Raw genomic sequence first — 25,614 nt, forward strand, 5'->3', positions numbered from 1 at the left:
TATGCCCCTCCTCGAAGTCAACAACCTCCAGATCGGCCTGCAGACGCAGCGCGGGCCCGCGCTTGCCGTGCGCGGCATTTCGTTTTCGCTGGAGCGCGGCGAAACGCTGGGCATCGTCGGCGAATCGGGCTGCGGCAAGTCGATCACCGTGATGTCGCTGATGGGCCTGCTGCCCTCGACGGCGGACGTCACCGGCAGCATCAAGCTCGACGGCCAGGAACTGGTCGGCCTGCCTGAAAAGCAGATGTGCCAGATTCGCGGCAACCGCATCGGCATGATCTTCCAGGAGCCGATGACGGCACTGAACCCGGTGCACACCATCGCGCGCCAGGTCGGCGAGCCGCTGCAGTTGCATCGCGGCCTGACGAAAGCGCAGGCCCGCAAGGAAGCCCTGGGCCTGCTCGACCGCGTGGGCATTCCCGATGCGGCTTCGCGTCTGGACGCGTACCCGCATCAGTTCTCGGGCGGCCAGCGCCAGCGCATCGGTATCGCGATGGCGCTCGCCTGCGGTCCCGACCTGCTGATTGCCGACGAGCCGACCACTGCCCTCGACGTGACCATCCAGAAGCAGGTGCTCGACCTGATCCAGGGGCTGGTCAAGGAGATGGGCATGGCGATGATCCTGATCTCGCACGACCTCGGCGTGATCGCCAACAGCGTCAATCGCATGCTCGTGATGTACGGCGGCAGCGCGGTCGAGAGCGGCCCGACCGACGTGGTCTTTGCCGGTCGCGCCCACCCCTACACGCGCGGCCTGTTCGCGGCACGGCCCGCCATCGGCGCGCTGCGTGCCGGCCGGCTGCCGACGATCCGCGGCAGCGTGCCCGAACTGGTCGACCTGCCCCGTGGTTGCGGCTTCGCGGGCCGCTGCGCCCACACCATCGACCTGTGCCAGAGCACGCGACCGCCCGCCACGATGCTGCCGAATGGTCACGCGGTGCGCTGCCTGCGGCTTGCGGAGATCGCGGCACTGAATGCGAAGGCGGCCACCGCATGAGCCAGCCGACGACGCGCGCCACACCCGGCCAGCCGCTGCTGTCCGTGAACAACCTCTACCGCCACTACGCGCTGCCGCGCGAAAAACTCTTCGGCCCGCCGCCGACAGTGAAGGCGCTCAACGGCGTGAGCTTCGATGTACAAGCCGGCAAGAGTGTCGGCATCGTCGGCGAATCGGGCTCCGGCAAGTCGACCATCGCGCGCCTCGTGATGGCGCTGGACACGCCCACTTCGGGCACTGTCTCGCTCGAAGGCCGCAACCTGCATGCGTTGTCGAAGGCCGAGCTGCGCACTGCGCGGCGCGACTTCCAGATGGTGTTTCAAGACCCGTACGGCTCGCTCGATCCGCGCCAGACCGTCGCACGCATCGTCGCCGAGCCGCTCGAAGCGCTGGCCGAAACCAGCCGCGCGGTTCAACGCGAACGCGCCGCCGAAACACTCGCCGCCGTCGGCCTTCGCACCACCGACATGGACAAGTACCCGCACGAGTTCTCGGGCGGCCAACGTCAGCGCATCGCGATCGCACGTGCACTGATCACTCGACCCAAACTCATCGTGGCCGACGAACCCGTGAGCGCGCTCGATGTGTCGGTGCAGGCCCAGGTGCTCAATCTGATGCAGGACCTGCAGCAGCAGTTCGGCATCAGCTACCTGCTGATCAGCCACGACCTCGCGGTGGTCAACCACCTGTGCGACGAAGTCTGCGTGGTCTTCAAGGGCCGCATCGTGGAGCGCGGCAAGCCCGCCGACCTGTTCGCGCACGCCCAGCACCCCTACACGCGCACCCTGCTGTCGGCCGTTCTGCACACGCCGTCGCGCTAGGCGCGCGGCGGTCTTTCTTTCTCTCTCACTTCCAGGAGCTATCGAATGTTGAAGCGACGCACCGTCATGACCTCCGCCATGGCCGCGGCCATCCCGGGCGTCTTCCTGCCGCAGGCCCGCGCGCAGGCCGGCAAGAACACGCTGACCATCGGCATGCCGCTCGAACCGCCGGGCATGGACCCGACGACGGGCGCCGCGTCGGCCATTGCCGAGATCACGCAATACAACATCTTCGAGACGCTCACCAAGGTCAACGCCGACGGCTCGGTCACGCCGATGCTGGCCGAGAGCTGGTCGTCGTCGCCGGACATGAAGACCTTCGTCTTCAAGCTGCGCCGTGGCGTGCGCTTCGAGAACGGGCAGCCCTTCAACGCCGCCGTCGTGAAGTTCTCGTTCGACCGCGCGGGCGGCGCCAAGAGCACGAACAAGGACAAGCGCTTCTTCAGCGAGATCGGCACCGTGGTGCTCGACGAGCACACCGTTGGCGTCAACAGCACGCTGCCCAACCCCGACCTGCCGTTCATGCTGGGCCAGTCGACCGCCTGCCTGGTCGAGCCCAAGAGCGCCGACACCAACGTCACCGCGCCCGTGGGCACCGGACCGTACAAGCTCAGTGCGTGGCAGCGCGGCGCCTCGTGCACGCTGGTGAAGTCGCCGACGTATCGCGACCCGAACTTCGCGAAGACCGAGCGCTTCATCTTCCGCTTCATGTCGGACACCGCCGCGCAGACCGCCGCGCTGATGGCGAACGACATCGACATCTTCCCGCGCGCTGGCACGCGTTCGGTGGCGCAGTTCAAGGGCAACCCGCGCTTTCAGGTGATCGAGGTGGGCACGCGCGGCAAGGTGATCCTGACCATCAACAACCGCAAGAAACCGCTGGACGACGTGCGCGTGCGCCGCGCGATCCTGGCGGCCATCGACCGCAACGCGATCATCCAGGGCGCGGCGGACGGCTTCGGCAAGCCCATCGGCAGCCACTATGCGATGGGTGCGCCGGGCTTCATCGACACGACTTCGATGAACCCCTTCGACATCGAGAAGGCGAAGAAGCTGCTGGCCGAGGCCGGCGTGAAGACGCCGCTCGAGTTGCGCCTGCAACTGCCCCCACCTTCGTACGCACGCCAGGGCGGCGAGATGATCGCGGCGCAACTGGCGCAGATCGGCATCAACGTGAAGATTCAGAACGTCGAATGGGCCCAGTGGCTCAGCGGCACCTTCGGCGGCGCACACGACTTCGACCTGACGATGGTGGCGCACGTGGAGCCCTTCGACCTGGTGAAGTACACCGAGCCCGACTACTACTGGGGCTACGACTCGAAGAAGTTTCGCGACCTGTTCGTCACCATCCAGAACGAAGAGAACAAGAAGCGCCGCGCCGACCTGCTGGCCGAGGCGCAGCGCCAGCTGGCCACCGATGCGGTCAACGGCTTCCTGTACCAGGCGGTGTTCCCGACCATCGCGCGCAAGGAAGTGAAGGGCCTGTGGCCCAGCATGCCGATCGTGGTGAACGACCTGGCCGCGATCTCGTGGGGTTGATGCGATGACGACGAAACCTCTTTACGCACTGGGCGTGCAGGAGCTGCACGCGGCCTACCGCAGCAAAGAACTCTCGCCGGTGGAAGTGACGCGCTCGGTCAATGAGCGCATCGCGGCGTACGAGCCCGAGCTGCATGCGACATGGCTCTTCCGCCCCGAACTCGCGCTCGAACAGGCCCGCGCCTCCGAGGCGCGCTGGCTGGCCGGCACGCCACGCGGCACGCTCGACGGCGTGCCCGTGACCATCAAGGACAACCTCGCGACTGAAGGCGACCCGATGCCGCTGGGCACCGCCGCCTACGACCTCGTACCGATGGCGCAAGACTCGCCACCCGCCGCACGCCTGAAGGAAGACGACACAGTGCTGGTGGCCAAGACCACGATGCCCGACCTGGGCATGCTGTCGTCGGGCCTGTCGAGTTTTCATGAACTCTCGCGCAATCCGTGGGACTTGTCACGCACGCCGGGCGGCTCCAGCGCGGGTGCCGGTGCGGCGGCTGCCGCAGGCTACGGCCCGCTGCACGTGGGCACCGACATCGGCGGCTCGCTGCGCCTGCCGGCGAGCTGGTGCGGCATCTACACGCTCAAGCCCAGCTTCGGCCGCATTCCGCTGAGCACGCCCTACATGGGCCGCTGCGCCGGCCCGATGACGCGCACCGTGGCCGACTCGGCGCTGATGATGGCGTCGGTCGCGCAACCCGACGACCGCGACTACTCGGAACTGCCCGCACCCACCATCGACTGGAACGCCTTCGAGGTCGATCCGTCGTTCCTCAAGGGCAAGCGCGTGGCGCTGCACATGGACGCGGGCTGCGGCCTGCCGCTCGATCCGCAGATTGCCGAGGCCATCCGCCGCGCCGCCAGGCGCATCGAGGCTGCCGGCGCGCACATCGAAGAAATTTCGGCCTTCATGACGCCGAAGATGCTGCAGGGCATGGACCACTTCTGGCGCATGCGCTCGTGCATCGACATCCAGGCCATGCCGGCCGACAAGCGCGCGAAGATCCTGCCGTACATCCGCGAGTGGGCCGAGAGCGCGGCGGGCTTTTCGGGCGCGCACATCTTCGACGCCTACAGCCAGTTCATCGCGACGCGCGCAGCCACGGTTGCCGCCACCAAGGGCTACGACTTCGTGATCTCGCCGGTGTCGCCGAACATGCCCGCGCCCGCGGACCATGCCTCGCCCACCAACGACCCGATGCTGCCGCTGGAGCACATCGGCTTTACCGTGCCCTACAACATGTCGGAGCAGCCGGCCGCGTCGATCAACTGCGGCTACTCGGCCGAGGGCCTGCCCATCGGCCTGCAGATTGCGGGCCGCCGCTTCGACGACCTGGGCGTGCTGCAGTTCAGCCGCGCCTTCGAGCAGATCCGCGACGCACAGCGCCCCTGGCCCGAACCCCAATGACGAATGACATCGCGGCGCATCCACACGGCGCCGCGCGCAAGGAGACAGATTCAATGAGCAACAACAACGCAGCCACCCACTACATCGACGGCCGCCGCGTGGCGTCCGAAGGCAACGCCACCATCGACGTGATCGACCCGAGCGACGGCCAGAAATTCGGCGAAATCGCGCGCGGCACCGCTGGCGACGTGGACACGGCCGTGCGCGCCGCGCGCAAAGCCATGGGCGAGAACTTCGACGGCCCCTGGGGCGCGACGACCGCACTGGAACGCGGACGCCTGCTCGCCAAGCTCGGCGCCGCCGTCATGCAGCACCACGAAGAACTCGCGCAGCTCGAAGCCCGCGACACCGGCAAGGCGCTGCGCGTGGCACGCAACGACGCGACCGCGCTCGCGCGCTACATGGAGTACTACGCCGGCGCCTGCGACAAGCTGCACGGCGACACCCTGCCCTACGAGCGCGGCTACACCGTGCTCACCGTGCGCATTCCGCACGGCGTGACGGGCCACATCATTCCCTGGAACTACCCGATGCAGATCGCGGGCCGCAGCGTGGGTGCATCGCTCGCAGCGGGCAACGCCTGCGTGGTCAAGCCGGCGGAAGACGCCAGCCTCTCGCTGCTGCGGCTGGCCGAGATCGCGACCGAGGTGGGCTTTCCCGCTGGCGCGCTCAACGTGGTGACCGGCTACGGCAAGGAAGCCGGCGCCGCGCTGTGCGCGCACAAGGGCATCGACCACATCTCGTTCACCGGCTCGACCATGACCGGCCGCAGCGTGGGCCTGGCCGCCGCCGAGCGCCACTGCCCGGTGACGCTGGAGCTGGGCGGCAAGTCGCCGCAGATCGTGTTTGCCGATGCCGACCTGGACGCGGCCGAGCCGGTGCTGGTGAACGCCATCATCCAGAACGCCGGCCAGACCTGCTCGGCGGGCAGCCGCGTGCTGGTGGAGCAGTCGATCTATGAAGAGGTCGTGCAACGCCTCGCCAAGCGCTTCACCGCCGTGCGCGCGGGCACGCCGGCGGAAGACCTGGACATGGGCCCGCTCATCAACGAAAAGCAGTTCCGCCAGGTGCGCGACATGGTCGCGACCGCCGAGGCGAGCGGCATGAAGGTGGCGGCGCGCGGCACGGTGTCGCCCAATGCATCGGCCACCGGCTACTACCAGGAAGCCGTGCTGTTCCGCGACGTGCCGCACGACAGCGACCTCGCGCAGCGCGAGGTCTTCGGCCCCGTGCTGGCCGTGATGCCCTTCGCCGACGAGGCCGAAGCGGTGCGCCTGGCCAACGGCACGGACTTCGGCCTGGTCGCCGGCGTGTGGACCCGCGACGGCGGCCGGCAACTGCGAATGGCCCACAAGCTGCACTGCGGTCAGGTCTTCATCAACAATTACGGCGCGGCGGGTGGTGTAGAACTGCCCTTCGGCGGCGTGAAATCCAGCGGCTTCGGCCGCGAGAAGGGCTTCGAGGCCCTGCTCGGATTCACCACGCTCAAGACCATCGCCATCAAACACGGATGAAGACAAACCCATGACCACTACTGAACAACAAACCCCACGCAAAGTCGGCCTCGTCGGCGTCGGCCTGATGGGCCACGGCATCGCCAGCAACATCGTCAAGCACGGCCACCAGCTGACGGTGCTGGAACACGCGGGCAACCAGCCGCTCGACGCGCTGCTGAAGGCGGGCGCCACCTCGGTGGCCGATGTCGCCACGCTGGCCGCGCAGGTCGATGTGCTGATTCTTTGCGTCACCGGCACGCCGCAGGTCGAGGCCGTGATGCTGGGCGACAAGGGCGCGCTGAGCACCCTGCGCCCCGGCACGGTAGTGATCGACTGCTCGACGGCCGTGCCGGCCTCCACCGCCAAGGTGGCCGAGGCTGTGAGCGCCAAGGGCGGCAAGTTTCTCGATGCGCCGATGACGCGCACCGCGAAGGAAGCCGCCGAAGGCCGGCTGAACCTGCTGGTGGGTGGCGATGCCGAAGTGCTGGCTTCGTGCCTGCCGCTGCTGCGCTGCTTTGCCGAGAACATCACGCATGTGGGCGGCATTGGTGCGGGCCATGCGATGAAGCTGCTGCACAACTTCGTGTCGCTGGGCACCGTCGCGCTGCTGTGCGAGGCTGCGGCCTGCGCAGAGCGCGCCGGCGTGAAGCCCGATGTGTTTGTCGATGTGCTCGCCAAGGGCGGCGGCAATGGCGTGGCGCTGGAACGCGTCAAGCCCAAGCTGCTGACGGGCAGCACCGACTCGCTGAAGTTCTCGATGGCGAATGCGAAGAAGGACCTGGGGTACTACAACGACATGGCGGAGCAGTCGTCGTCGAGCCATGGCATTGCGCAGGCTGTCGATGCGCTGCTGACGCATGGGGTCGAGAAGTTCGGTGGCGACCGGATGGTTCTCGATCTGGTTGAAGCGCTGCGCTAAGTACGCTTCTAGTTTTCTTTAGGGGGTGGGTTCATTCGGGGTTCATTCGGGGTGCATGCGAATGACACCGGGTGCTCCCCTCCGCGAATGTCCCCCGCTTCGCTCCTCCTTTATTTCGCTGCGGGGAGCACCCGGCGTCATTCGCACGATGAGCGCGGCTGTGGCGTTGGCGGTTCGACCGCTGCGGCGGATTCGCGAGCGACGGGCATTGGACAAACAGAACTCCGAAGGCTGGCGTGGGCGACGGTCGACATTGGCCTGACTGCATTCAATGCCCGCTTCAGGCTGCAAAGCAGACATCCGCTGCGGCTGGGTTTATGGCGGCACAGGGCCCATGGCTGAAGTTAACCTGCAGCCAACAGAAGCGTCGAAGGGTTCTGGCGCCCTTCATAATCAAAACCTACCCCCCGCTTGTTCGAGATGCCGACCTTTCGTCATGGATAAATTCTTGCTGCAACAGCAGGTGCTGGAACGGCTCGCCGAAGACCTGCTGCAAGCCGAGCAGGCAGTGCGGGCAGCCCATGAGACGGCGACTCACGAAGAAAACATCGCCGAAAACAAATACGACACATTGGGACTCGAAGCCGCCTACCTGGCCACCGGCCAAGCTCGGCGCGCCGAAGCCATACGCCAGGCGATGGCCAATTGGCGCCGATTCCGCCCGCTTCCCTACGACGCCATCAAAGGCATACAGCTCGGCTCGCTGGTCTGCCTGGTCGATTCCGACGACAAGCAGCAACAGCTCTTTCTCGGCCCGGATGGGGGCAGCATGAAGTTGGTCAGCGGCACTCAGCTTGTTCAGGTCATCAGCAGCGAAGCGCCTTTGGCTAGGGCAATGCTGGGCAAATGCGAGGGTGATGAGGTGTCGATACAGGTCGCTCCAATCCGACAGCAGTTTGAGGTGCTGCGGGTTCTTTAAGCCGCAAGCAAGTTCGCGCCGAATTGGCCGAGGCCAGCAGACGTGCAGGCATCGTGAACGTACCGGCTGACCAGCAAGGTCAGCGGTACTTGAAACCGGTCACTGGGTCGAGATGACACTGGCGCATGAATGACCGCTGCATGGCCAAGGCCGTGAACTCAGGAGGCCGACCTCGGCGGCACAAAGCTGTCTTTCACCCGTCGCCCCAGCTAATCATGCGTACTTACGCAGCACTCGGATCAGCCGTCGTGCGTGCTTCTCAATCGCCGGCCAATCCCACAGGTCGGGTTCGCCCAAGCGGGGGTAGGTTTTGGCCCAGGCACGCGCGCGTTCAGCGCTGTTAACCGCGATGCGGCAGCCGACCAAGCCGGGCTGGCGGAATTCGAGTTGCAGTTGTATGAGGCCCCATCCACCGAGGGTGTAGCGCCAAGTAGCACCATTGGCGGCGGGATTGTTCAGATCGATGCGTTCCTGCACTGCAAGGCCGCCCGTCTCGGGATAGTGCAGCGTCAGATTAGCTGTGGGGCGGCCGGCTGCCAGTTCGGCGGCGATGAACTGCTCGAGCGCCGGCTGGTCGTCGAATTGCATCAGTTCGCAGCCGGGCACGGCATAGGCCTCCATCACCACGGGTGAGCCTTGGTAAACCGCGCCCAATACCTGGGTCAATGCCTCTCGTGGAATGCTGTCTTTGCGTTGCATGGGTTTGAGTGGTGGCCGAGCAGTCGCTGGCCTGCGCGCAAGCCGAAGTTGGTGACTGGCTGGTAGTGGCCGATAGTACCCACTCGCGCGAAGCCGAGGGATGTCGGCTACCGCTGCATAGCCGCCATCAGCAGACCAACGTCGAACGCTCGCAACGGGTCGACTGTGTAATTCACAGACCAACGCAGCAGACATTTGGTCAGCTTTGACCAGGCGCCAGGCAAATCAGGGTAGATAAAGCCTCCATCCACAGTTAGCTGAAATCGCGCAGCGACGGAGGCTCTAGTTGCTATCGAGCGGCAGTGACCAGAGTGGCTGAACTCCTGTCTGTCTTGGGTCAGTAGGCACCCATGTAGTCGCGCTTACCGATCTCAATACCGTTGTGGCGCAAGATGGCATAGGTGGTGGTCACGTGGAAGAAAAACTGCGGCAGTCCATAGTGCAGAAGATATGCGCCTGCGGTCAGCTTCTTTTCCTTGGGGGTGCCGGGGCGCAATACGATCTCGCGGCTCTCGCTTGAATCAAATTGCTCAGACTTGAAGGAGCCGATATGGGCCAAAGCTTTGGCGATCAACGCTTGCAGGTCGGCGAAGCTGACCTCAGTGTCGGGCCAGGACGGCACCTCGGCACCAGCCAGGCGGGAGGCAATGCCCTTGGAGAAGTCTGCGGCGATCTGTACCTGACGTACCAGCGGAAACATGTCAGGGAACAGCCGCGCCTGCAGCAGCGCATTTGGATCGATATTTTTTTGCGTCGCGTGGTCTTCGGCCTTCTTGAGCACGTCGGACAGGGCGCGCAGCATCTGCTGCATGACGGGAGCGGAGGCGTTGTACAGCGGGCTGGTCATAGTGAGTTCACTTCTAAAATTGGGCGCGATGGCCGGAGTTGGCGTGGCAGAGGCGCTGCCGACCATGCAAGGCTAACAGCACAGGGCGAACTGAATCGCCCCGGCTTTTGTGGCTAGCTTTTCTTCCCGCTGGTAGTCGAAGCAGCCGCGTTGAAGGGCAGTTCGCTAGCAAGAAGCGGACTTCAATTGCAGACGGACGACAGACCGCGATCGCTGCAAAGCAGTCGGTCGACCTCTCGCATCAAAGGACCGCTTCGGGCCCGAAGCGGCTATACAGGATTCTCTGAAGCAGACGCAAAGAGGTGCGTGGGCACACGCATGACCATGAACAGCGCCTCAAGCTTGTGGCAGGTGATTTCTATGATTTATTACCGCAACCGGCGTAACTGAGTGAACTCTTCGTACCGTAGCAAGCCATCGAAAACTGCCTCATATGTCGCTTGGATGTTGTCTGCCCCAGGACCCCAATACTGCTCGAAGTCAAAAGCCGTAGCCTGTGCTGATTCAAGCTGCTCTGCTGCGAGTGAAAGCCACTCTGGGCACGGCGGAAGTGAACCCAACATTTGTTCGTCATCTGCCCAGGCTGTACCAACGTAGTGGTCAGCCAGGGCCAAGCGCCAAAAACTGATTGGTCCAACGTTCTCATCGATACAGCGCAGAAATTCGGCAGCTATGCTGCCCGGTCCGGCCAGCCACCCAAGCGCTGCGTCACGGTGCCAACGCAGCAGATGCGCATCGTCCGGAAATTTTCGAGTTGCTACCAACGCTGTCGTGAATGCCTCTTCGCTTGCTCCAACTGCGTTGTAACTTCGAAGCAGGCTCAAGAACTCGGCTTGAGTGAGTTCCTCAAGGGTACGGCTTTCAAGCAAGTGGAGCTCCACTCGAGAAATAAAGTGCTTGTGTCGGGAATTCATTCGGCTGGTCAGTCAGTACCACTCTTCGGCCGCATGACGACCCGAGCGGAGCCATTGTTTCAAACGTCGGCTCGTGGCCGAGGGCTGTCCGTCATCAATAGATTCGACGCGATTCCTAGATCAAGGATTTGTGTGCGGGATCGCCGAGATCCAGTTGCGTAGCCATGCCAACAGTGTCTGCCGATCAATTTCTCCTTCTCGGCCCGTTTCGACGGCAAGTAGCAACTGGCCCTGTACCTGCTGAGCCTCTTTGATCTTTCGATAGTCCATTGCTTCAAGCGCAGCAGCATGCCCAGCCAGTTGCGTAGCCAAGGACTGGATAGACAACTCTCCCAAATCAAAGGCCGCTGCCAATGCCTGGAGCCTATCGGCGATTCTTTCGTTCGACATTCATGCCTCTCCCTCGAATTGATCAGACCAAGAGCTGAGCTTACTGACGGATGTTGCGCAGATTCTGCCCCACATGCGAACGTCCGGTGTTGGCCGACCGTAGACGAACAGCGCCGGCTGAGTGAGGACCAAGTGGTGCTCGAGAGACTCGAAAACAGTGCTTTCAGGGAGAGGTGCCAGGGTGGTTTGACCGATGGCAACCGATATAGCGCTTCCAGTTCAATGCCCCGTTGAACCACGCCTCCGCATGAGAGCGACTTGATTTGAAAACAAACGCGTCATCAGCCGTTGCATTCGCTGGAAGTGCAAGAACTGACTCAGCAACGCCGTCTAGAAATCGCGTGGGCAGTTCCTGAGCCAGCACACCTGGCTCCCCGGACGCGCCTTCGACCACGATGGGAAGGTGTACATGCCCCGCTCATAGCACTCAATGAGCTCAGAAATGCTCCGCATAGATTGCACTCGGCTACGCACTTGAAGACCAGTGGTAGCGAATAAACGTCGTCGGCCCGCAAATGACAAGATGCGTCTCGTCCCACGAATCTTTCGATAGCAAGTAAGTGGGCCAGTCGCAATGCGGCGGTACGTCGACCTTGGCAAAGCGCTTAAGGTAGTCGCTAACACACGCCCTGTCTGCCACTCGATAAAAAGGCATCGGCTCATCAAGCGCCGACGCATGCGAGACGTCGACGGTTGATCTGACGAACGCCTTCACATCTGGATGTGGAAATCTCGACTGACTTGATACATCGATCTCGAGCGACTCTTCGCTGCCGGGATCGTCGAACTCGAATTGATCGATACGAAGTGAAAGCATTGTGCTGAGCAACGTCTGGTTATGGTCGAGTTCTGCCCCTAGTCATAGGTCACAGCGGCGGCAAGCGTTGGCAGTTCGGCTCGCATTTGGGCAAGGCACTCGCGGAGCTGTTTGGCATCAAGTGGCTGGCGGTTCTCGAAGTCAGCCCAGCCGACAAATCGCAGCTGGTGCGGCATTTCCACCAAACCCGTGATTGCGTCCCAGAAGGCGTTCCAGTTGCGGCCGTACCACCCTGGGAAGTCGAGCGATGCCATGAGCCGATTTTGAAGCTCGAGCGAACTGCTCACGTCGCGTAGGTTTACCGTCACCTCGTCTTTGCGAGCCGTCATGCTGTTCCAATCTTCTTATTTCTGTCGCAACTGCAAGCCGGTGCCGAAGGTCGGCTACTGGCCGAAATCGCAAGTCTAGCCCTGAGCAGCGACAGTCCGTTTCCGCTGCAAAGCCGATGCTCGCATCGTCTGTCGACGATCAGCATGGAGCGCATGGCTGCCACCGAGGCCTACCCCACAGGCAACCTCAATCGAACCGAACTCCCTCCATCACAGAGGCTTCGGCCGTCGCACCCCAAAGAACCCGTTCACCAGAGCGGGCCGCGAAGCACGCGACCCGCAGACCAGCCACTAACCGCCGGTCTCAGGCGCTGCGCGTCGCGCCTTCTCGCTCATCTGAAACAGCTCCCTGGCCTTGCGCGCGAGTTCTGCCGCGAGCCAAAGCAGGTTGTCCAGTTGTCGAGGCCCTTCACCGCTGCACCAGTCGATGTCTTCCCCGTGGCAGACCCACAGAAGAGCTTCGAGTTGAGAGAGGGTGTTTTCGAGAAGATCCGCCGGGTCTTGGGCGTTTTCTTCGGAAGCTACCGGCGTGCGAGGCCGGGCTATAGTCTTGGTAGCCATTTTTGTGCGTTCCTTCCAAGGTGTGTGCACGAACTTGGTTAGACGGTCGGGGCGCTGATAACGCCCCGGCCGTCGCCTTTTGATACCTCGCATTTGCATCGCTGCTTTCGCACCGACAACCTGCCGCGAGGCAAGCAGCCTTCAAACATTCAGTGCTTTGTGTGTGTCGCGCCTTCCGTGTCCCCTTGGTGGGGTTTTGAGTGACAGGGGCAATCACTTTAGAGAAGAGCGCGGCGCAGTGGCGATTTCGCGCGGCACGAAGTCTCGACGAGCGCCAACAAATGCAGCTTCCGCAATGCGCCGCGCACTGGCTTCACGGGCGCCATGTCGTGCCGTGCCAGTTCACTGACTGCGCTGAACGCTCACGTCGATGGTGTGCTCCCCGCAGCGAAATAAAGGAGGAGCGAAGCGGGGGACATTCGCGGAGGGGAGCACGCCGTCGGCGTGGGCGCCGCCCTGAACAGCAGCGCTCATCGCAACGCGAAAAAAACCTAGGCCATTCCCCGCGCCAGCAGGTGATCCACCAACCGACGCTGCGGAAAACTCAACGCCTCCTGTCGCGTACACAGGTACATGCGACGTGAAGCCCACGCATCGGTGAGATTGATGAAGCGCAACTTCATCTCCTTGCGGTAAGTCGCCGCCGCCCCCTCGGGCAAGATGCCCACGCCCATGCCCGCTTCGATCATCCGGCACACGGCCTCGAAGCTCTTCACCCGAACCCGCAGACGCAGCACCTTGCGCGCGCTCATCGCCGCGTCTTCCATCGTGCGCGAGATGGCGGAGTCGTCTTCGAGCCCCACGAAATCGAAGTCGAGCAGTTCCTCGAACGACACCTCGCGCCCGCGCAACGGATGCTTCTGGGGCGCGATGGCCACGAGCCGGTCGGTGCGGTAGGGAATGAAGTGCAGCGCCGGGTCGGCCGCCTCGCTGGTGATCACGCCGACGTCGGCCTGCCGGTCGCGAATGGCCTGCACGATGTAGACGCTGCGGTGCTCTTCCACGCTCACGCGAATCTCTGGGTAGCGCTGCCGAAAGCTCGCCACGTCGTCGGGCAGAAACTGACCCATGGCCGATGCATTGGCATGAAGGCGCACGCGGCCGGTGGCGCCCTGCGCGTAGTCCGACAGATCGGCGCGCATGCGGTCGACGTCGCGCAATATCTGGCGCGCATGCATGGCGAGCGATTCGCCGGCGCCGGTGGGCGTCACGCCCCGCGAGCTGCGGTTGAGCAGGCCAACGCCGAGCTGGCTTTCGAGGATCGCCAGGCGACGGCTCGCGGCCGACAGCACCATGTGGCTTTCGGCGGCGGCCTTCGACAGGCTGCCGTGCTCAATCGCGCGCAGGAAAAGCGCCAGCGAATCCAGGTCGGGTCTCATCGCGTTCTCGTTGTGGGGACGGGCACCGGGCCCGCGGGCGGACATTGTCGGGCCTGCGGGGGTTTGCAAGGCTTCCGAATTCCTTTCGGTGAAAGGCCGTCGCCAAAGACAGATCTTCCGGAAATCGCTCCGCCCTGCCTCAACGAAGAAGCACTTTCCGCGGGCCAAGCGCAAGAATCGTTGGTGCCCCGCCGTCTACCCCGGCGAGGCATTTCGCGGGCCGGCCCTCTACCGGGGCCACGCGCGCATTCCACGAGTCCTATCCGGAGTCTTTTTCAGTCATGGCATCCCACGAACTGGCCAGCGTTGCGCTGGACGACAAATACACGGCCACCGAAGGCCGGATCTACCTCAGCGGCATCCAGGCGCTGGTGCGCCTCATGCTCGTGCAGAAATGGCGCGACCAGTCGGCCGGCCTGAACACAGCGGGTTTTGTCTCGGGCTACCGCGGCTCGCCGCTCGGTGGCCTGGACGAAGCGCTGTGGAAAGCCCAGCCGCAGCTCGAAGCCAACGCCGTCAAGTTCTTGCCGGGCGTGAACGAAGAGCTGGCCGCCACCGCCGTCTGGGGCACGCAGCAGGTGCACCTGACCGGCGAGGCCGCGGTCGATGGCGTCTTTGCCATGTGGTACGGCAAGGCGCCCGGCGTGGACCGCTGCGGCGACGTGTTCAAGCACATGAGCCATGCGGGCACCTCGCCCCATGGCGGCATCCTGCTGGTGGCGGGCGACGACCACGGCGCGTCGTCTTCCACGCTGCCGAACCAGAGCGATCACCTGTTCGCGGCCTCGATGATTCCGATGCTCTATCCGCAGAGCGTGGAGGAATACATCGAACTGGGCCTGCACGGTTTTGCGATGTCGCGCTTTGCGGGGCTGCCGGTGGGCTTCAAGGCGCTGGCGGACACGGTCGAGTCTTCGGGCTCCATCGCGGCCGGCGCGCTCGACGTGCACACGCGGCTGCCCGAAGGCTTCGTGTTTCCGCCGGGCGGCGTGCATGCGCGGCTGTCGACCGACACGCTCGGCGTGCAGGCGCGCAAGCAAGAGGCGCTGATGCAGGACTACAAGATCTACGCCGCCATCGCCTATGCGCGCGAGAACCGCCTGAACCGCGTGACCATCGATTCGCCGAATGCGCGGCTGGGCATCGTTGCATCAGGCAAGTCGTACCGCGACGTGCTCGAAGCGCTCGAAGAACTGGGCATCGATGCCGACGAGGCCGCGCGCATCGGCATCCGCCTGTTCAAGGTGTCGATGCCGTGGCCGCTGGAGCCCGACTCGATCCGCGAGTTTGCCGACGGGCTCGAAGAAATTCTGGTGGTCGAAGAAAAGCGCCAGATCGTCGAATACCAGCTCAAGGAACACCTGTACAACTGGCGCGAGAACGTGCGCCCGCGCGTCATCGGCAAGTTCGACGAACAGGGCGAATGGGGCGCGCATCCGCGTGGCCACTGGCTGCTGCCGGCCACGGCCGACTTTTCGGTGGCGCAGATCGCGCGCGTCATTGCCGGGCGCGTGGCGCGCTTTCACACCAGCGACCGCATCCGCATGCGGCTCGCGATTCTCGACGCGAAAGACGTGGTACTCGGCAAGGCCGTGGCCACGCCGCCGCGACCGGCCTGGTACTGCGCGGGCTGCCCGCACAACACCTCGACCAAGGTGCCCGAAGGCAGCCTCGCGCTCGCGGGCATCGGCTGCCACGTGATGGCGACCGCGATCTACCCCGAGCACAACAAGACCACCACGCACATGGGCGGCGAAGGCGCGCCATGGCTGGGGCAGGCGTGGTTCTCCAAGCGCAAGCACGTGTTTGCCAACCTGGGCGACGGCACCTACTACCACTCGGGCTCGATGGCGATCCGCGCGGCGGTGGCGGCCGGTGTGAGCATCACCTACAAGATCCTCTACAACGACGCGGTGGCCATGACCGGTGGCCAGCCGGTGGACGGGCCGATCAACGTGCCGCGCATCGCGCACCAGATGGCGGCCGAGGGCGTGAAGCGCCTTGCACTGGTGGCCGAAGACCCGACGCGCTGGGCCGACCGCAGCGTGCTGCCGGCCGACCGCGAAGGCTTCGTGCTCACCGTGCACCACCGCGATGACATGGACGCGGTGCAGCGAGAGCTGCGCGAGTTCGAGGGCGTGTCGGTGCTCATCTACGACCAGGTGTGCGCGGCCGAGAAGCGCCGCCGCCGCAAGAAGGGCGAGTTTCCGCAGGCCGCCCGGCGCGTGTTCATCAACGAGGCCGTGTGCGAAGGCTGTGGCGACTGTGGCGAGCAATCGAACTGCACCGCCCTGCTGCCGCAGCCTACCGACCTGGGCCTTAAGCGCCGCGTCGACCAGAGCGCGTGCAATGCCGACGAGTCATGCATCAAGGGCTTCTGCCCGAGCTTCGTGACCGTGGAAGGCGTGAAGCCGCGCAAGCAGGCGCCGGTGGTGGCGAAGGCAGCATCGGCAGAACCACCGCTGCCCGAGCCCGCACCGCTCGCGCTCGATGGCATGCACAACATCCTCATCACCGGCATCGGTGGCACGGGCGTCATCACCATCGGCGCGCTGATCGGCATGGCGGCGCACCTCGAAGGCAAGGGCATCAGCGTGCTCGACATGACGGGCATGTCGCAGAAGAATGGCTCCGTCACCTCGCACGTGCGCATCGCGCGCGACGCGGCACAACTGAAGGCGCAACGCATTCCCACCGGCGAGGCCGATTTGATCCTGGGCTGCGACATGCTCACGGCCGGCGCGCCCGACGCCATCGCGCGCATGCGGCCGGGTCGCACCTACGCGCTGGTCAATACCTTCGAGCAACCGACCGGGCACTTCGCGCAACAGCCCGACTGGGAGTTTCCGGCCACGCAGGTGCGCGCGCTGATCGAGGAGTCGGTCGAGGGCCGCGCCGACTTCATCGATGCCACGCAACTGGCCACGCGCCTCATGGGCGATGCGATTGCGGCCAACCTGTTCCTGCTGGGCTTTGCGTTCCAGAAGGGCTTTGTGCCGCTGTCGGCCGATGCCTTGAACAAGGCCATCGAGATCAACGGCGTGGCGGTGAAGGCGAACCAGGCGGCGTTCCGCTGGGGGCGCAAGGCCGCGCTCGATCTCGCGGGCGTGACGCGCGAAGCCACGCCGTCGAAGGTCGTCGCGCTGCAGCGGCCGCAAAGCTTCGAGGCGCTGGTGGCACATCGCATCGAACTGCTGACCGTGTACCAGAACGCGGCCTATGCGCAGCGCTATTCGGAACTGGTCGAGCGCGTGCGCGTGGTCGAGCAACGCGAGCGCGGCAGCAACGTGCTGGCCAAGGCCGTGGCCTCGGGCCTCTACAAGCTCATGGCCTACAAGGACGAGTACGAGGTCGCGCGCCTGTACACCGACAAGCGCTTCATGGAAAAGTTGAATGAGCAGTTCGAGGGCAAGCCCACGCTGCGCTTTCACCTTGCGCCGCCGGTGCTGGGCCGCCGCGATGCCGAAGGCCATGCGCTAAAGACCAGCTTCGGGCCGTGGATGCTGGGCGCATTCGGCCTGCTCGCGAAATTCCGCGGTCTGCGCGGCACGGCGCTCGACCCCTTCGGCCGCACCGCTGAACGGCGCATGGAACGCCAGTTGATCGACGACTACCGCGCGATGGTCGAAGACCTGCTGGCGCGCTTCGATGCCATCGACTTCGACACCGCGCTGTCGCTCGCGCGGCTGCCAGAGCAGATCCGCGGCTTCGGGCATGTGAAGGAAGAGAGCGTGGTGTCGGCGCGGGTGCGGTGGCAGGCGCTGGTGAAGAAGCTGGATGCGGCAGCAGTGCCGCAGCGCGGCAAGGTCAGCGCCGTCTTGTGAGTCAGTTGTCCGCGCCGTGGGGCGGGAGCGGCGGCAATGCGTTGTCGTCGCCCCGCAGCCACGGCCGGTCGGCCCACGCGAGCATCTCGCGGTCGCCCCGGCTGTCGCCGTAGGCGTAGACCGTGGCGGGGCGTTCGCCATCGCCCAGCCATTGCTTCAGGCGTGCGACCTTCTGCGGGCCCCAGCAGTTCGGGGAAGCCAGGCGGCCGGTGAATCTGTCGTCGATGAATTCGAGTTCGGTTGCGAGCACTGCGTCGAAGCCTGCTTGCGCGGCCCACACGTTCAGGTAGAGCGATGGGGACGCGCTGACCAGCACCAGCCTGTGTGCACGGCGCTTGTGCTCGCGGACTCTTTCGAGCATCTCGGGGCGGATCATCTTCGGCAGTTCATGCGTCGCGAAATGCCGCGCGGCGTCTTCCAGTTCGCGCCGCGCCATGCCGCCGATGGTGGCGGAGAGGAACTGCGCCTTGGCGATGCCTCGGTCGCAGACACCTGCCCATGCGCCTGCCAGCCAGGGTGAGGAACGCAGCGCGCCGGTGGTGAATCGCCCTTGGCCGACCAGCCCATGCACGAACGCGCGCAAGCTGTCGGAAGTGGAGATGGTGCCGTCGAAGTCGAAGGCGGCTAGGGTGGGGGTGCTGGGCATCCGGGGGGTTGTTTGCCGTTGGGGCAGCGGTGCGGGAGTTTACCGAGGGTGGCGTGCTGCGATGCCGATGAGGCCAAAGACGCAGGCCTCGGGTTAAGTCAATGCGACTTCGCCACGGCGTCCGAGACAAGCAGCCCTTGTCAGCCATGTAAAGAGCGCGACGTGGCGGCGCTGTCACCTATCAGCGCAATGAAGTGCGCTACTGGCGCACAGGCCTTTGTCTCGCATGTCTGCTTCGCCGCGGAAGCCGTCATACGCGATGCGACGGCCTACGGCTCAAACCGAGCCATGAGCGAACATTCACAAAACGCTACAGGACGTCCGCAAGGTAGGCGAGCTTTTCGCCACGACACTAGAGCAGAGGGCTGCAGGAAGGTGATGCCCGTTACGCTGGGCCGCCGGCTGCATTCGACCATGGGGCTGCATTGAGGGCGGCGGCTGTCTCATCGCGGGTAAGCTAAACCGAACATGAAAAAGCTCTATCGCTCCGCTGTCGACTTTCTGTTGGAAAGAATTCCACACCCTAACCCCCAAGCAGTCCTCAACGCTTATCTCAGTGAAGCACGCGTTATCGATGCGTCTCTGTCGCTGTCCGAGTTGTTCATGCGAATCCTTAGTTCCGCTCAGAACGCGAACATGAAGGCTGGCGTTATTGGGGGTTCGATTGGCGGGTTCTCTAATCTCGGAAAGGCATTGTTCGAGTTCAGTCCTTCAAGGGTAAGCCGAAAATTCGCAGGCGACCCGACATCTCTTTTCTCTCACATCCAGAAGACACTTCAACCACGTGGACAGATGCGTACCTCCAGCAAAAGCATTTGGCCGAAGTACTGCAAGACGGTGCTTTCAGCTGCCGCCTTTCTTTCGCAGTTCAAGAGCGGTGATGACTTTCGAGCCTGGGCCAATCATCTGTATTCAGATCAACGTACTATGGCGGCACTCCCATTGATCGTTGCAGCCGAAATTGAAGGCGTGGGCTATGCGCTCGCCTGCGATTTCTTAAAAGAGCTGGGCTACACGAACTACGGCAAACCAGATGTGCATGTAAAAGAGATACTTACCGGTCTCGGGCTGTGCCTCCCCAACGCTACGCCTTATCAGATTCAGAAAGTGATCTCACAAGTTGCCAAGGCCGAGAAGGTTTCTTCGTACAACGTCGACAAAGTGCTTTGGCTTATCGGCAGCGGGAAGTTCTACAAGCATCTCGAGATGGGAAAGAAGGGGCATATTGGCCGTATGAAGAAGTTATTTCTCGCCGAGTGCATTGCGGTCTAACCCCTTCCCTCGACGTCGCCCGACAAGCCGGACGCCGACTCTCGCATCAAACGTTGGACCCCACAAAGGAACGAGCCGTGAACAATCTATGCCTTCTGACGAATCTTTCAAGCTCGGACGTTGCGGCATGGGCGCAGGCAGTCGTCAGCTCGATTGCGATCGTAGTGGGTGCATATTTTGTCTGGTGGCAGGTGAAGCGGGGACGTATGGAGCGCCTGGAGCGCGAAGCATTTGCCCTTGATGGCCTTGCTCGGTTATTGGTCCACCTTCGAGACTACGCAGTTGAAGCACGACTGGAGAAGAGAAAGCTCCAACGTTGGCCGGCGGGGCATCCGGCCGAGCCGCATACGCGCTATGCGCAACTTGCGCGCGCCATAACACAATACCCGCTCGAGGCACTTGGCGCCGATATCGCCTTCGAAGCGATCCTTAGCGCCCAGAGAGTGGCTCGGGAAATTGATCTTCTAGTGAACCCAGGCCCGGAGTTGGACGTCAATCCGAACTTTCAAGCAACGTTCGAAGCGTATATGAAAATCCTCGACCAACAGATTGATCATCTTCGTGCAGAGGCTCAGCGCCTGTTAGAGGGACAGCGGACGCGCTTCATGGTAGAACCTGCTCTTGCAGGAGCGTAGCGTGCGACTCAACATGTCGGTAAACACTGGCGCCTTGCGGCGTTCGCGCGCTGTGCGCTCTTGGCGCAGGCCGCCGGCTGCCCTCACGTTGCTCATAGGAAGACCATAGTGTTGCTATCAATCGAGCATCTCAAAGACATGGCAGCGCGCCGAATGGAAGTGCTCAGGCAGCCATCCGCGGAGACCACCATCTGGAGGTATTACCCGCTAGACCGATTCCTTGCACTCATCTCTGCTCGCGAGCTATTTTTCGCCCCGGCGACCAGCTTCGAAGACCCCTACGAGGGTGATTACGGTGTTGCGGCAAAGGAAGCGATCCGCGACCGTTTTGGTGACAGCCAGTACTTGCGCGACTTCAATACGTCTGAATTCCTACAGTCGCACACCTACATCTCGTGCTGGCACGAGAGTGATCATGAGTCGGACGCGATGTGGAAGCTCTACGGACGCTCGATCGCCGTCAAGTCAACGTTCGGTAGCATCAACAAGCTCTTGACCTGGTCCAAGACGGAAGTGAAGACAGCGGGGCGCGTCAACTACATTGACTACAGCGTGAAACCTGTGAACGTCGAAGCCAGCTACCTTCCTTATTTCTTTAAGCGGATGGCATTCCATCATGAGCAAGAAGTGAGGTTTCTGATTCAAGAGCATCGCGACGACTGGAGCGAATATCCTCCGCCAAGTCCTGGAAAACGCGCCCCGCTCAATTTCAACGCTGATATCGTCGAGATAGTTGTGGCTCCAACGGTTGAAGCCTATGTCGCTAATGCGGTCGAGAAGATCGTGCGGGCGTTGGACGTCGACATTCCGATCCGTCAATCAACACTTCTCGCGAAGCCTGTCTGGTGATGATTGGCAAGAACTTCTAGGCGCTGATGCCTCCCGCACAATGCCGCTGTGTGTCGGTCAACTCCAGTGTTGACCGGTTGCTTTAGGGCTGTGAAACCGCTGGTCTAGAAGTCCGCGCCGGGTCGGCAGCGCCCTTGGCCCCGCTTCCTGTCAATCACGACCGGGCCATCTTAAGCACCCGGTCTGGGGCACACGAGCCGCTGCCCGCCGAAAGTTCGGTGATGATCGCATCGCAGCCGTCGCTTGGGCCGCTGGACACGAATGACTCAGCGCAGTCTGAAGCAGCCATCCAGATCGATTTGCATTGGGCGGTCTGCGGCAAGCCCCGCTCCTCTCCATCGGCACCGGCCACGACCCGCATGCGCACCTCAAGGCCGTGCTACAGCGCCTGCCCACGCATATATCGCATCGACGAGTCGCGTCTCCGCACCTGACAGCCCGTACGCGCGCTCCACACAACGGGCGGCTGACTTCATGTTTGACCGTCAATGTGGTCCAACGGATTGACGACCTCGTCATCAAGTGCGATTGATCGACACACCCCCATCAACAAGCAGCGCCGCCCCAGTCATAAACGACGCAGCATCAGACGCCATGTACAGAACCGACTGCGCCAACTCTTCCGGCGTAGCAATGCGCTTGAGCGCATGCAGCCCTGCCACATGCGCCATCGCTTCAGGCGAGTTGCCCATCTCCCGGCCCATCGGCGTGTCGACGCCACCAGGAAGGATCGCGTTGACCCGAACTGCCCTCGGGCCCAATTCAGCAGCGAGCGATTGGGTCAATCCGATCAGCCCCGCCTTGCTGGCGGCGTAGGCCGCGACACCTGGAAAGCCGACTGTGTACCCGACGAAGGTCGAGGTGAAGATGATGCTTCCGGCGCCACGAGCCAGCATCGCCGGTATCTGATGCTTCGCCCCAAAAAATGCGCTGGTGAGATTGGTGGCGATGGTGTCGCTCCAGCCCGCCGCCGATATGGTCGATGTAGGGCCCATTTCGCCGAGTGTCCCCGCGTTGTTGAACGCGATGTCCAGGCCGCCGAAACGGTCGATGGCCGTCTGGACGAGAGCCTGCGCATGGCCTTCTTCGCGGACATCGCCCGTGACGCAAACGGCCCTTCCGCCCTTGCCGGTGATCTCTTCCACGAGGCTTTCCAGTTCAGCCCTGCGGCGACCGGCGACGACCACTGCCGCGCCCTCGCGCGCAAACAGCCGCGCCGTGGCACGCCCGATTCCTGAGCTGGCGCCAGTCACGATCGCGACCTTGTTTGCAAGCACATCCATATTTCTCTGGCCCACAGATTGAGTTGATGAGCGCGCAGCATGTTTGCTGGGGCGCTTCGTGTCTGGTCGTTTGTGGACATCCGATTTCGATTGAATTCGCACGATGGATGACGGGCTTCGCGTTGGGTCGCCAGTCAAGATGAAGCAGCCGGGCGCCTGCCTTGTCGGCACCGCACAGCACGCGCGGCATCCACCCTCTTTGCCCCTCCGCAGCCGCTACTCACGAGGGCTCCACCGCGATCAAGGCAGAATTCCAGCCGCCGCGCCGGTCGGCCCCGCCCCCATGCCGCCCCTCACCCCCGAACCCACGATTCCCAGACCCCGCCCCGCCCAGCGCACGCTGTACGCCTGGGCAGCAGCCGTCCTGGCCGCTCTCCTCCTGATCGCCATCGCAGCCCAATGGACCGCAAGCCGCGAAGCGAGCTTCCAGGCCGACTCGATCCGCCGCGCGATGGAAGTCCACGTGCTCGGCCTGCGCGATGCCGCCGGCAAGTACAGCTACCTGCCGTTCACCGCGGGCATGCACCCCGACGTGCTGGCCGTGCTGGCCCATCCGCAAGACCCGGCCACGCGGCAGCGCGCCAACAAATACATCGAAGAAGTGAACCGCCTGGCCGGCTCCGACGACCTGTACCTGAGCGACCTTCAAGGCCTCACGCTGGCGGCGAGCAACTGGGCGACGTCGCACAGTTTCGTCGGGCAGTCTTACGCCAACCGGCCCTACTTCATCGACGCCCGCGCGGGCCGCAGCGGGCTGTTCTACGGCGTGGGCCAGACCACGGGCGAGCCGGGGCTGTTCATCTCCGCGCCGGTGCAGCCCGAGGGCGGTCCGGTGCTGGGCGTGGTGACGGTCAAGGTCAGCCTGCGCCAGTTGCAAGAAGCCTGGGGCTTCGCGCGCGAGCCGATCCTGCTGACCGATGCGCGCGGCATCGTGTTCCTGAGTTCGGTGCCGGCGTGGCTGTACCGGGCCAACCGCTCGCTGGATGAGACGGACCTGAACTGGGTGCAGCGCCACCAGCAGTACGGCCCGCGCACCAGCTTCCCGCTGCTGCCATGGAAGGTGGCGCGCGACGAAGGGCAGCCGGGCTACCTGGTGCGCACCGACATCGGCGGCAAGCCGCGCCGCTTTCTCGCGGTGGACGAGCCGCTGCCCGACCTGGGCTGGACGCTGACGGTGATGGCCGACCATTCCGAAGTCACTCAGGCGCGCGAGCGCACCTGGATGCTGGGCCTGCTGTGCGCCGGCGTGCTGCTGCTGGGCGGCCTGTACTGGCAACTGCGCGAACGCCGCTTCGCCGAGCAGCGCGATGCGCGGCGCGACCTCGAACTGCGGGTGCGCGAGCGCACGCACGCGCTGGACGAGGCCCATGCCTTCCGCAAGGCGATGGAAGACTCGCTGCTGGTCGGCATGCGCGCACGCGACTTGGAAGGCCGCATCATCTACGTCAACCCGGCCTTCTGCGAGATGACCGGCTACAGCGCCGACGAGCTGCTCGGCAAGCTGCCGCCCTACCCCTACTGGCGCCCCGAAGACACCGCGCAGCACTGGCGCGAGTACGAAACCATGATGAGCGGGCAATCGGCGCTCTCGGGTTTCGAGTCGAGCGTGCGGCACCGCGACGGGCACGAGGTCATCACCATGGTCTACACGGCGCGGCTGATCGATGTCGAGGGGCGCCACAGCGGCTGGATGAGTTCGGTGGTCGACATCACCGAGCAAAAACGCGCCGAGCTGCGCCAGCGCCAGAACGACGAGCAACTGCAGCACGCGCAGCGGCTGGCCAGCCTGGGCGAGATGGCGTCCACGCTGGCGCACGAGCTGAACCAGCCGCTGATGGCGTTGAGCAACTTCGCCAGCGCCGCCAAGGCTTTTGCGGAGCAGGGCAACCAGTCGCTGCTGGTCAGCAGCCTGGACGAAACGGTGGCGCAGGCCCAGCGCAGCGCCGAGATCGTGCGGCGCATTCGCGGCTTCGTGCGCCAGCGGACCATGGGCGCCGAAGACTGCGCGGTGGCCGCGCTGGTAACGAACGCGCTGGCGTTGCTGCAGGGCGAGATGCGGCTGCGGCAGGCCCGCGCCGAGGTGCGCATTCCGCCCGCGCTGCCCGCCGTGCGCGGCGACCGCGTGCTGCTCGAACAGGTGCTGCTGAACCTGCTGTCGAACAGCCTGCAGGCCATGCAGGCCACGCCTGCGGAACAGCGCGTGGTCGAAGTCGAGGCCGAGGTGCGCGAAGGCCGCATGCACATCCGCGTGGCCGACCACGGGCCGGGCATCGATGCCGCGCTGGCCGAGCAGGTGTTCGCGCCCTTCTTCACCACCAAGGCCGGCGGGCTGGGGCTGGGCCTGAACATCTGCCGCACCATCGTGGAGGCCCATCGCGGCCGCCTGTCTTTTGCCAACCGTGCCGAAGGCGGTACGGTCTTCACCCTGGAACTGGAGATTTCATCGTGAATGCGCTTGCCAACAACCTGTGCGTGGTGGACGACGACGAAGCCGTGCGCCGCTCCCTCGGCCTGCTGCTGCTGTCGCGCGGCTACGCGGTGCAGACCTTTGCCTCGGGCGAAGATTTCCTGGCCGGTGCCGACCTGCAGCGCGCGGGCTGCGCCGTGCTGGACCTGCGCATGAGCGGCATGAGCGGGCTGCAGGTGTTCGATGCGCTGCGCGCGCAAGACAGCCCGCTGGTGGTGTTGTTTCTCTCGGGCCACGGCGACATTCCGATGGCGGTGGAGGCGGTGCAGAACGGCGCCTTCGGCTGGCTCGAAAAGCCCTGCAACGACGAGCGCCTGCTCGACAGCATCGCCCGTGCGCTGCAGCAGGCCGGTGAGATCGCCGTGCGCCGGCAGGCCCGCCAGGCCGCGCAGGCGCTGTGGGCCAAGCTCACGCCGCGCGAGATTCAGGTGGCGCGGCTGGTCGCCGAGGGTTTGCCCAACAAGCGCATCGCGCTCGAACTCGCACCGCTGGAGCTACGCACCGTGGAAACCCACCGCGCCCATGTGTTCGCCAAGCTGAGCCTGTCGAACAGCCACGAACTCGACCGCTTCCTGCGCGAGCACGGGCTCTGACCGGCGCTGT

Annotated in this window: 23 protein-coding genes; 13 read left to right on the forward strand and 10 right to left on the reverse strand. The window is 64.1% G+C overall.

Going from position 1 to position 25,614, the window contains the following annotated elements; translation table 11 throughout:
• Position 1: 1 nt before the first annotated feature.
• From ACSFB7_RS17230 to ACSFB7_RS17260, 7 genes are all read left to right on the forward strand, one after another.
• On the forward strand, positions 2 to 997 hold the full coding sequence (locus tag ACSFB7_RS17230; RefSeq protein WP_435472193.1) for an ABC transporter ATP-binding protein: 996 nt from the start codon (positions 2 to 4) through the stop codon (positions 995 to 997).
• Positions 994 to 1,818: an ATP-binding cassette domain-containing protein gene (locus tag ACSFB7_RS17235; protein ID WP_435472195.1), complete on the forward strand. Its 825-nt coding sequence runs from the start codon at positions 994 to 996 to the stop codon at positions 1,816 to 1,818. Before ACSFB7_RS17230 ends, ACSFB7_RS17235 begins: the two co-directional genes overlap by 4 nt.
• A 45-nt stretch (positions 1,819 to 1,863) precedes the next feature.
• On the forward strand, positions 1,864 to 3,357 hold the full coding sequence (locus ACSFB7_RS17240; RefSeq protein ID WP_435472197.1) for an ABC transporter substrate-binding protein: 1,494 nt from the start codon (positions 1,864 to 1,866) through the stop codon (positions 3,355 to 3,357).
• Positions 3,358 to 3,361: 4 nt separating this feature from the next.
• Complete coding sequence (locus ACSFB7_RS17245) at positions 3,362 to 4,765, forward strand: amidase (RefSeq protein WP_435472199.1); 1,404 nt, start codon at positions 3,362 to 3,364, stop codon at positions 4,763 to 4,765.
• Positions 4,766 to 4,818: 53 nt separating this feature from the next.
• The gene (locus ACSFB7_RS17250; protein WP_435472201.1) at positions 4,819 to 6,279 is read left to right on the forward strand and encodes an aldehyde dehydrogenase family protein; all 1,461 of its coding nucleotides are present in this window, start codon (positions 4,819 to 4,821) and stop codon (positions 6,277 to 6,279) included.
• Positions 6,280 to 6,289: 10 nt separating this feature from the next.
• Positions 6,290 to 7,180, forward strand: a complete 891-nt coding sequence (locus ACSFB7_RS17255; protein WP_435472203.1) for an NAD(P)-dependent oxidoreductase — start codon at positions 6,290 to 6,292, stop codon at positions 7,178 to 7,180.
• 436 nt (positions 7,181 to 7,616) lie between these two features.
• Complete coding sequence (locus ACSFB7_RS17260) at positions 7,617 to 8,099, forward strand: GreA/GreB family elongation factor (protein ID WP_435472693.1); 483 nt, start codon at positions 7,617 to 7,619, stop codon at positions 8,097 to 8,099.
• A 213-nt stretch (positions 8,100 to 8,312) separates the two neighbouring features.
• On the opposite strand, the gene ACSFB7_RS17265 is transcribed toward ACSFB7_RS17260, so the two are convergent.
• The 8 genes from ACSFB7_RS17265 to ACSFB7_RS17300 form a co-directional block, all read right to left on the reverse strand.
• Entirely contained in the window at positions 8,313 to 8,798 is a 486-nt protein-coding gene (locus ACSFB7_RS17265) for a hypothetical protein (protein WP_435472204.1), read from the reverse strand.
• A gap of 337 nt (positions 8,799 to 9,135) precedes the next feature.
• Positions 9,136 to 9,645, reverse strand: coding sequence for a DUF1993 domain-containing protein (locus ACSFB7_RS17270; protein ID WP_435472206.1), 510 nt, complete (start codon positions 9,643 to 9,645; stop codon positions 9,136 to 9,138).
• A 368-nt stretch (positions 9,646 to 10,013) separates the two neighbouring features.
• Positions 10,014 to 10,559 (reverse strand): hypothetical protein, encoded by a 546-nt coding sequence (locus tag ACSFB7_RS17275; protein WP_435472208.1) that lies wholly within the window; start codon positions 10,557 to 10,559, stop codon positions 10,014 to 10,016.
• Positions 10,560 to 10,679: 120 nt separating this feature from the next.
• Entirely contained in the window at positions 10,680 to 10,949 is a 270-nt protein-coding gene (locus ACSFB7_RS17280) for a hypothetical protein (protein WP_435472210.1), read from the reverse strand.
• A gap of 466 nt (positions 10,950 to 11,415) precedes the next feature.
• The gene (locus ACSFB7_RS17285) at positions 11,416 to 11,778 is read right to left on the reverse strand and encodes a hypothetical protein (protein WP_435472212.1); all 363 of its coding nucleotides are present in this window, start codon (positions 11,776 to 11,778) and stop codon (positions 11,416 to 11,418) included.
• Between the two features lie 26 nt (positions 11,779 to 11,804).
• Positions 11,805 to 12,095: a barstar family protein gene (locus ACSFB7_RS17290; protein ID WP_435472214.1), complete on the reverse strand. Its 291-nt coding sequence runs from the start codon at positions 12,093 to 12,095 to the stop codon at positions 11,805 to 11,807.
• A 291-nt stretch (positions 12,096 to 12,386) separates the two neighbouring features.
• Positions 12,387 to 12,656, reverse strand: coding sequence for a hypothetical protein (locus tag ACSFB7_RS17295; protein ID WP_435472216.1), 270 nt, complete (start codon positions 12,654 to 12,656; stop codon positions 12,387 to 12,389).
• 491 nt (positions 12,657 to 13,147) lie between these two features.
• A complete protein-coding gene (locus ACSFB7_RS17300; protein WP_435472218.1) occupies positions 13,148 to 14,035 on the reverse strand; it encodes a LysR family transcriptional regulator in 888 nt (295 codons plus the stop codon).
• Between the two features lie 281 nt (positions 14,036 to 14,316).
• On the opposite strand from ACSFB7_RS17300, the gene ACSFB7_RS17305 reads away from it, so the two are divergent.
• Entirely contained in the window at positions 14,317 to 17,859 is a 3,543-nt protein-coding gene (locus ACSFB7_RS17305; protein WP_435472220.1) for an indolepyruvate ferredoxin oxidoreductase family protein, read from the forward strand.
• Position 17,860: 1 nt separating this feature from the next.
• Here the strand turns inward: ACSFB7_RS17305 and ACSFB7_RS17310 are convergent, their stop codons facing one another.
• Positions 17,861 to 18,505 carry an HAD family hydrolase gene (locus ACSFB7_RS17310; protein ID WP_435472222.1) on the reverse strand — a complete coding sequence of 215 codons (645 nt, stop codon included), beginning with the start codon at positions 18,503 to 18,505 and terminating at the stop codon, positions 17,861 to 17,863.
• Positions 18,506 to 18,973: 468 nt separating this feature from the next.
• Here ACSFB7_RS17310 and ACSFB7_RS17315 point away from each other — a divergent pair, with 468 nt between their 5' ends.
• The 3 genes from ACSFB7_RS17315 (at position 18,974) to ACSFB7_RS17325 (ending at position 21,261) form a co-directional block, all read left to right on the forward strand.
• Positions 18,974 to 19,777 carry a hypothetical protein gene (locus ACSFB7_RS17315; protein ID WP_435472224.1) on the forward strand — a complete coding sequence of 268 codons (804 nt, stop codon included), beginning with the start codon at positions 18,974 to 18,976 and terminating at the stop codon, positions 19,775 to 19,777.
• 77 nt (positions 19,778 to 19,854) lie between these two features.
• Entirely contained in the window at positions 19,855 to 20,412 is a 558-nt protein-coding gene (locus tag ACSFB7_RS17320; RefSeq protein ID WP_435472226.1) for a hypothetical protein, read from the forward strand.
• A 138-nt stretch (positions 20,413 to 20,550) separates the two neighbouring features.
• Positions 20,551 to 21,261 carry a hypothetical protein gene (locus ACSFB7_RS17325; protein ID WP_435472228.1) on the forward strand — a complete coding sequence of 237 codons (711 nt, stop codon included), beginning with the start codon at positions 20,551 to 20,553 and terminating at the stop codon, positions 21,259 to 21,261.
• Between the two features lie 518 nt (positions 21,262 to 21,779).
• Here ACSFB7_RS17325 and ACSFB7_RS17330 read toward each other — a convergent pair.
• A complete protein-coding gene (locus ACSFB7_RS17330) occupies positions 21,780 to 22,544 on the reverse strand; it encodes an SDR family oxidoreductase (RefSeq protein ID WP_435472230.1) in 765 nt (254 codons plus the stop codon).
• Positions 22,545 to 22,827: 283 nt separating this feature from the next.
• Between ACSFB7_RS17330 and ACSFB7_RS17335 the strand changes: the two genes are divergently transcribed.
• Entirely contained in the window at positions 22,828 to 24,993 is a 2,166-nt protein-coding gene (locus tag ACSFB7_RS17335) for a sensor histidine kinase (RefSeq protein ID WP_435472232.1), read from the forward strand.
• A complete protein-coding gene (locus ACSFB7_RS17340) occupies positions 24,990 to 25,604 on the forward strand; it encodes a response regulator transcription factor (RefSeq protein ID WP_435472234.1) in 615 nt (204 codons plus the stop codon). The genes ACSFB7_RS17335 and ACSFB7_RS17340 overlap by 4 nt, the downstream gene beginning before the upstream one ends.
• The last annotated feature ends 10 nt before the right edge of the window (positions 25,605 to 25,614 follow it).

This window comes from Variovorax raffinosi (assembly GCF_051216615.1).
Classification (GTDB): domain Bacteria; phylum Pseudomonadota; class Gammaproteobacteria; order Burkholderiales; family Burkholderiaceae_C; genus Variovorax.

Bases quoted from the DNA above. Each gene is read 5' to 3' on its own strand.
- ACSFB7_RS17230 (WP_435472193.1), top strand. From the start codon at position 2: ATGCCCCTCCTCGAAGTCAACAACCTCCAGATCGGCCTGCAGACGCAG.
- ACSFB7_RS17305 (WP_435472220.1), top strand. From the start codon at position 14,317: ATGGCATCCCACGAACTGGCCAGCGTTGCGCTGGACGACAAATACACG.
- ACSFB7_RS17235 (WP_435472195.1), top strand. From the start codon at position 994: ATGAGCCAGCCGACGACGCGCGCCACACCCGGCCAGCCGCTGCTGTCC.
- ACSFB7_RS17335 (WP_435472232.1), top strand. From the start codon at position 22,828: ATGCCGCCCCTCACCCCCGAACCCACGATTCCCAGACCCCGCCCCGCC.
- ACSFB7_RS17315 (WP_435472224.1), top strand. From the start codon at position 18,974: ATGAAAAAGCTCTATCGCTCCGCTGTCGACTTTCTGTTGGAAAGAATT.
- ACSFB7_RS17325 (WP_435472228.1), top strand. From the start codon at position 20,551: ATGGCAGCGCGCCGAATGGAAGTGCTCAGGCAGCCATCCGCGGAGACC.
- ACSFB7_RS17250 (WP_435472201.1), top strand. From the start codon at position 4,819: ATGAGCAACAACAACGCAGCCACCCACTACATCGACGGCCGCCGCGTG.
- ACSFB7_RS17310 (WP_435472222.1), bottom strand. From the start codon at position 18,505: ATGCCCAGCACCCCCACCCTAGCCGCCTTCGACTTCGACGGCACCATC.
- ACSFB7_RS17300 (WP_435472218.1), bottom strand. From the start codon at position 14,035: ATGAGACCCGACCTGGATTCGCTGGCGCTTTTCCTGCGCGCGATTGAG.
- ACSFB7_RS17295 (WP_435472216.1), bottom strand. From the start codon at position 12,656: ATGGCTACCAAGACTATAGCCCGGCCTCGCACGCCGGTAGCTTCCGAA.
- ACSFB7_RS17245 (WP_435472199.1), top strand. From the start codon at position 3,362: ATGACGACGAAACCTCTTTACGCACTGGGCGTGCAGGAGCTGCACGCG.
- ACSFB7_RS17280 (WP_435472210.1), bottom strand. From the start codon at position 10,949: ATGTCGAACGAAAGAATCGCCGATAGGCTCCAGGCATTGGCAGCGGCC.
- ACSFB7_RS17260 (WP_435472693.1), top strand. From the start codon at position 7,617: ATGGATAAATTCTTGCTGCAACAGCAGGTGCTGGAACGGCTCGCCGAA.
- ACSFB7_RS17270 (WP_435472206.1), bottom strand. From the start codon at position 9,645: ATGACCAGCCCGCTGTACAACGCCTCCGCTCCCGTCATGCAGCAGATG.
- ACSFB7_RS17330 (WP_435472230.1), bottom strand. From the start codon at position 22,544: ATGGATGTGCTTGCAAACAAGGTCGCGATCGTGACTGGCGCCAGCTCA.
- ACSFB7_RS17275 (WP_435472208.1), bottom strand. From the start codon at position 10,559: ATGAATTCCCGACACAAGCACTTTATTTCTCGAGTGGAGCTCCACTTG.
- ACSFB7_RS17290 (WP_435472214.1), bottom strand. From the start codon at position 12,095: ATGACGGCTCGCAAAGACGAGGTGACGGTAAACCTACGCGACGTGAGC.
- ACSFB7_RS17265 (WP_435472204.1), bottom strand. From the start codon at position 8,798: ATGCAACGCAAAGACAGCATTCCACGAGAGGCATTGACCCAGGTATTG.
- ACSFB7_RS17240 (WP_435472197.1), top strand. From the start codon at position 1,864: ATGTTGAAGCGACGCACCGTCATGACCTCCGCCATGGCCGCGGCCATC.
- ACSFB7_RS17255 (WP_435472203.1), top strand. From the start codon at position 6,290: ATGACCACTACTGAACAACAAACCCCACGCAAAGTCGGCCTCGTCGGC.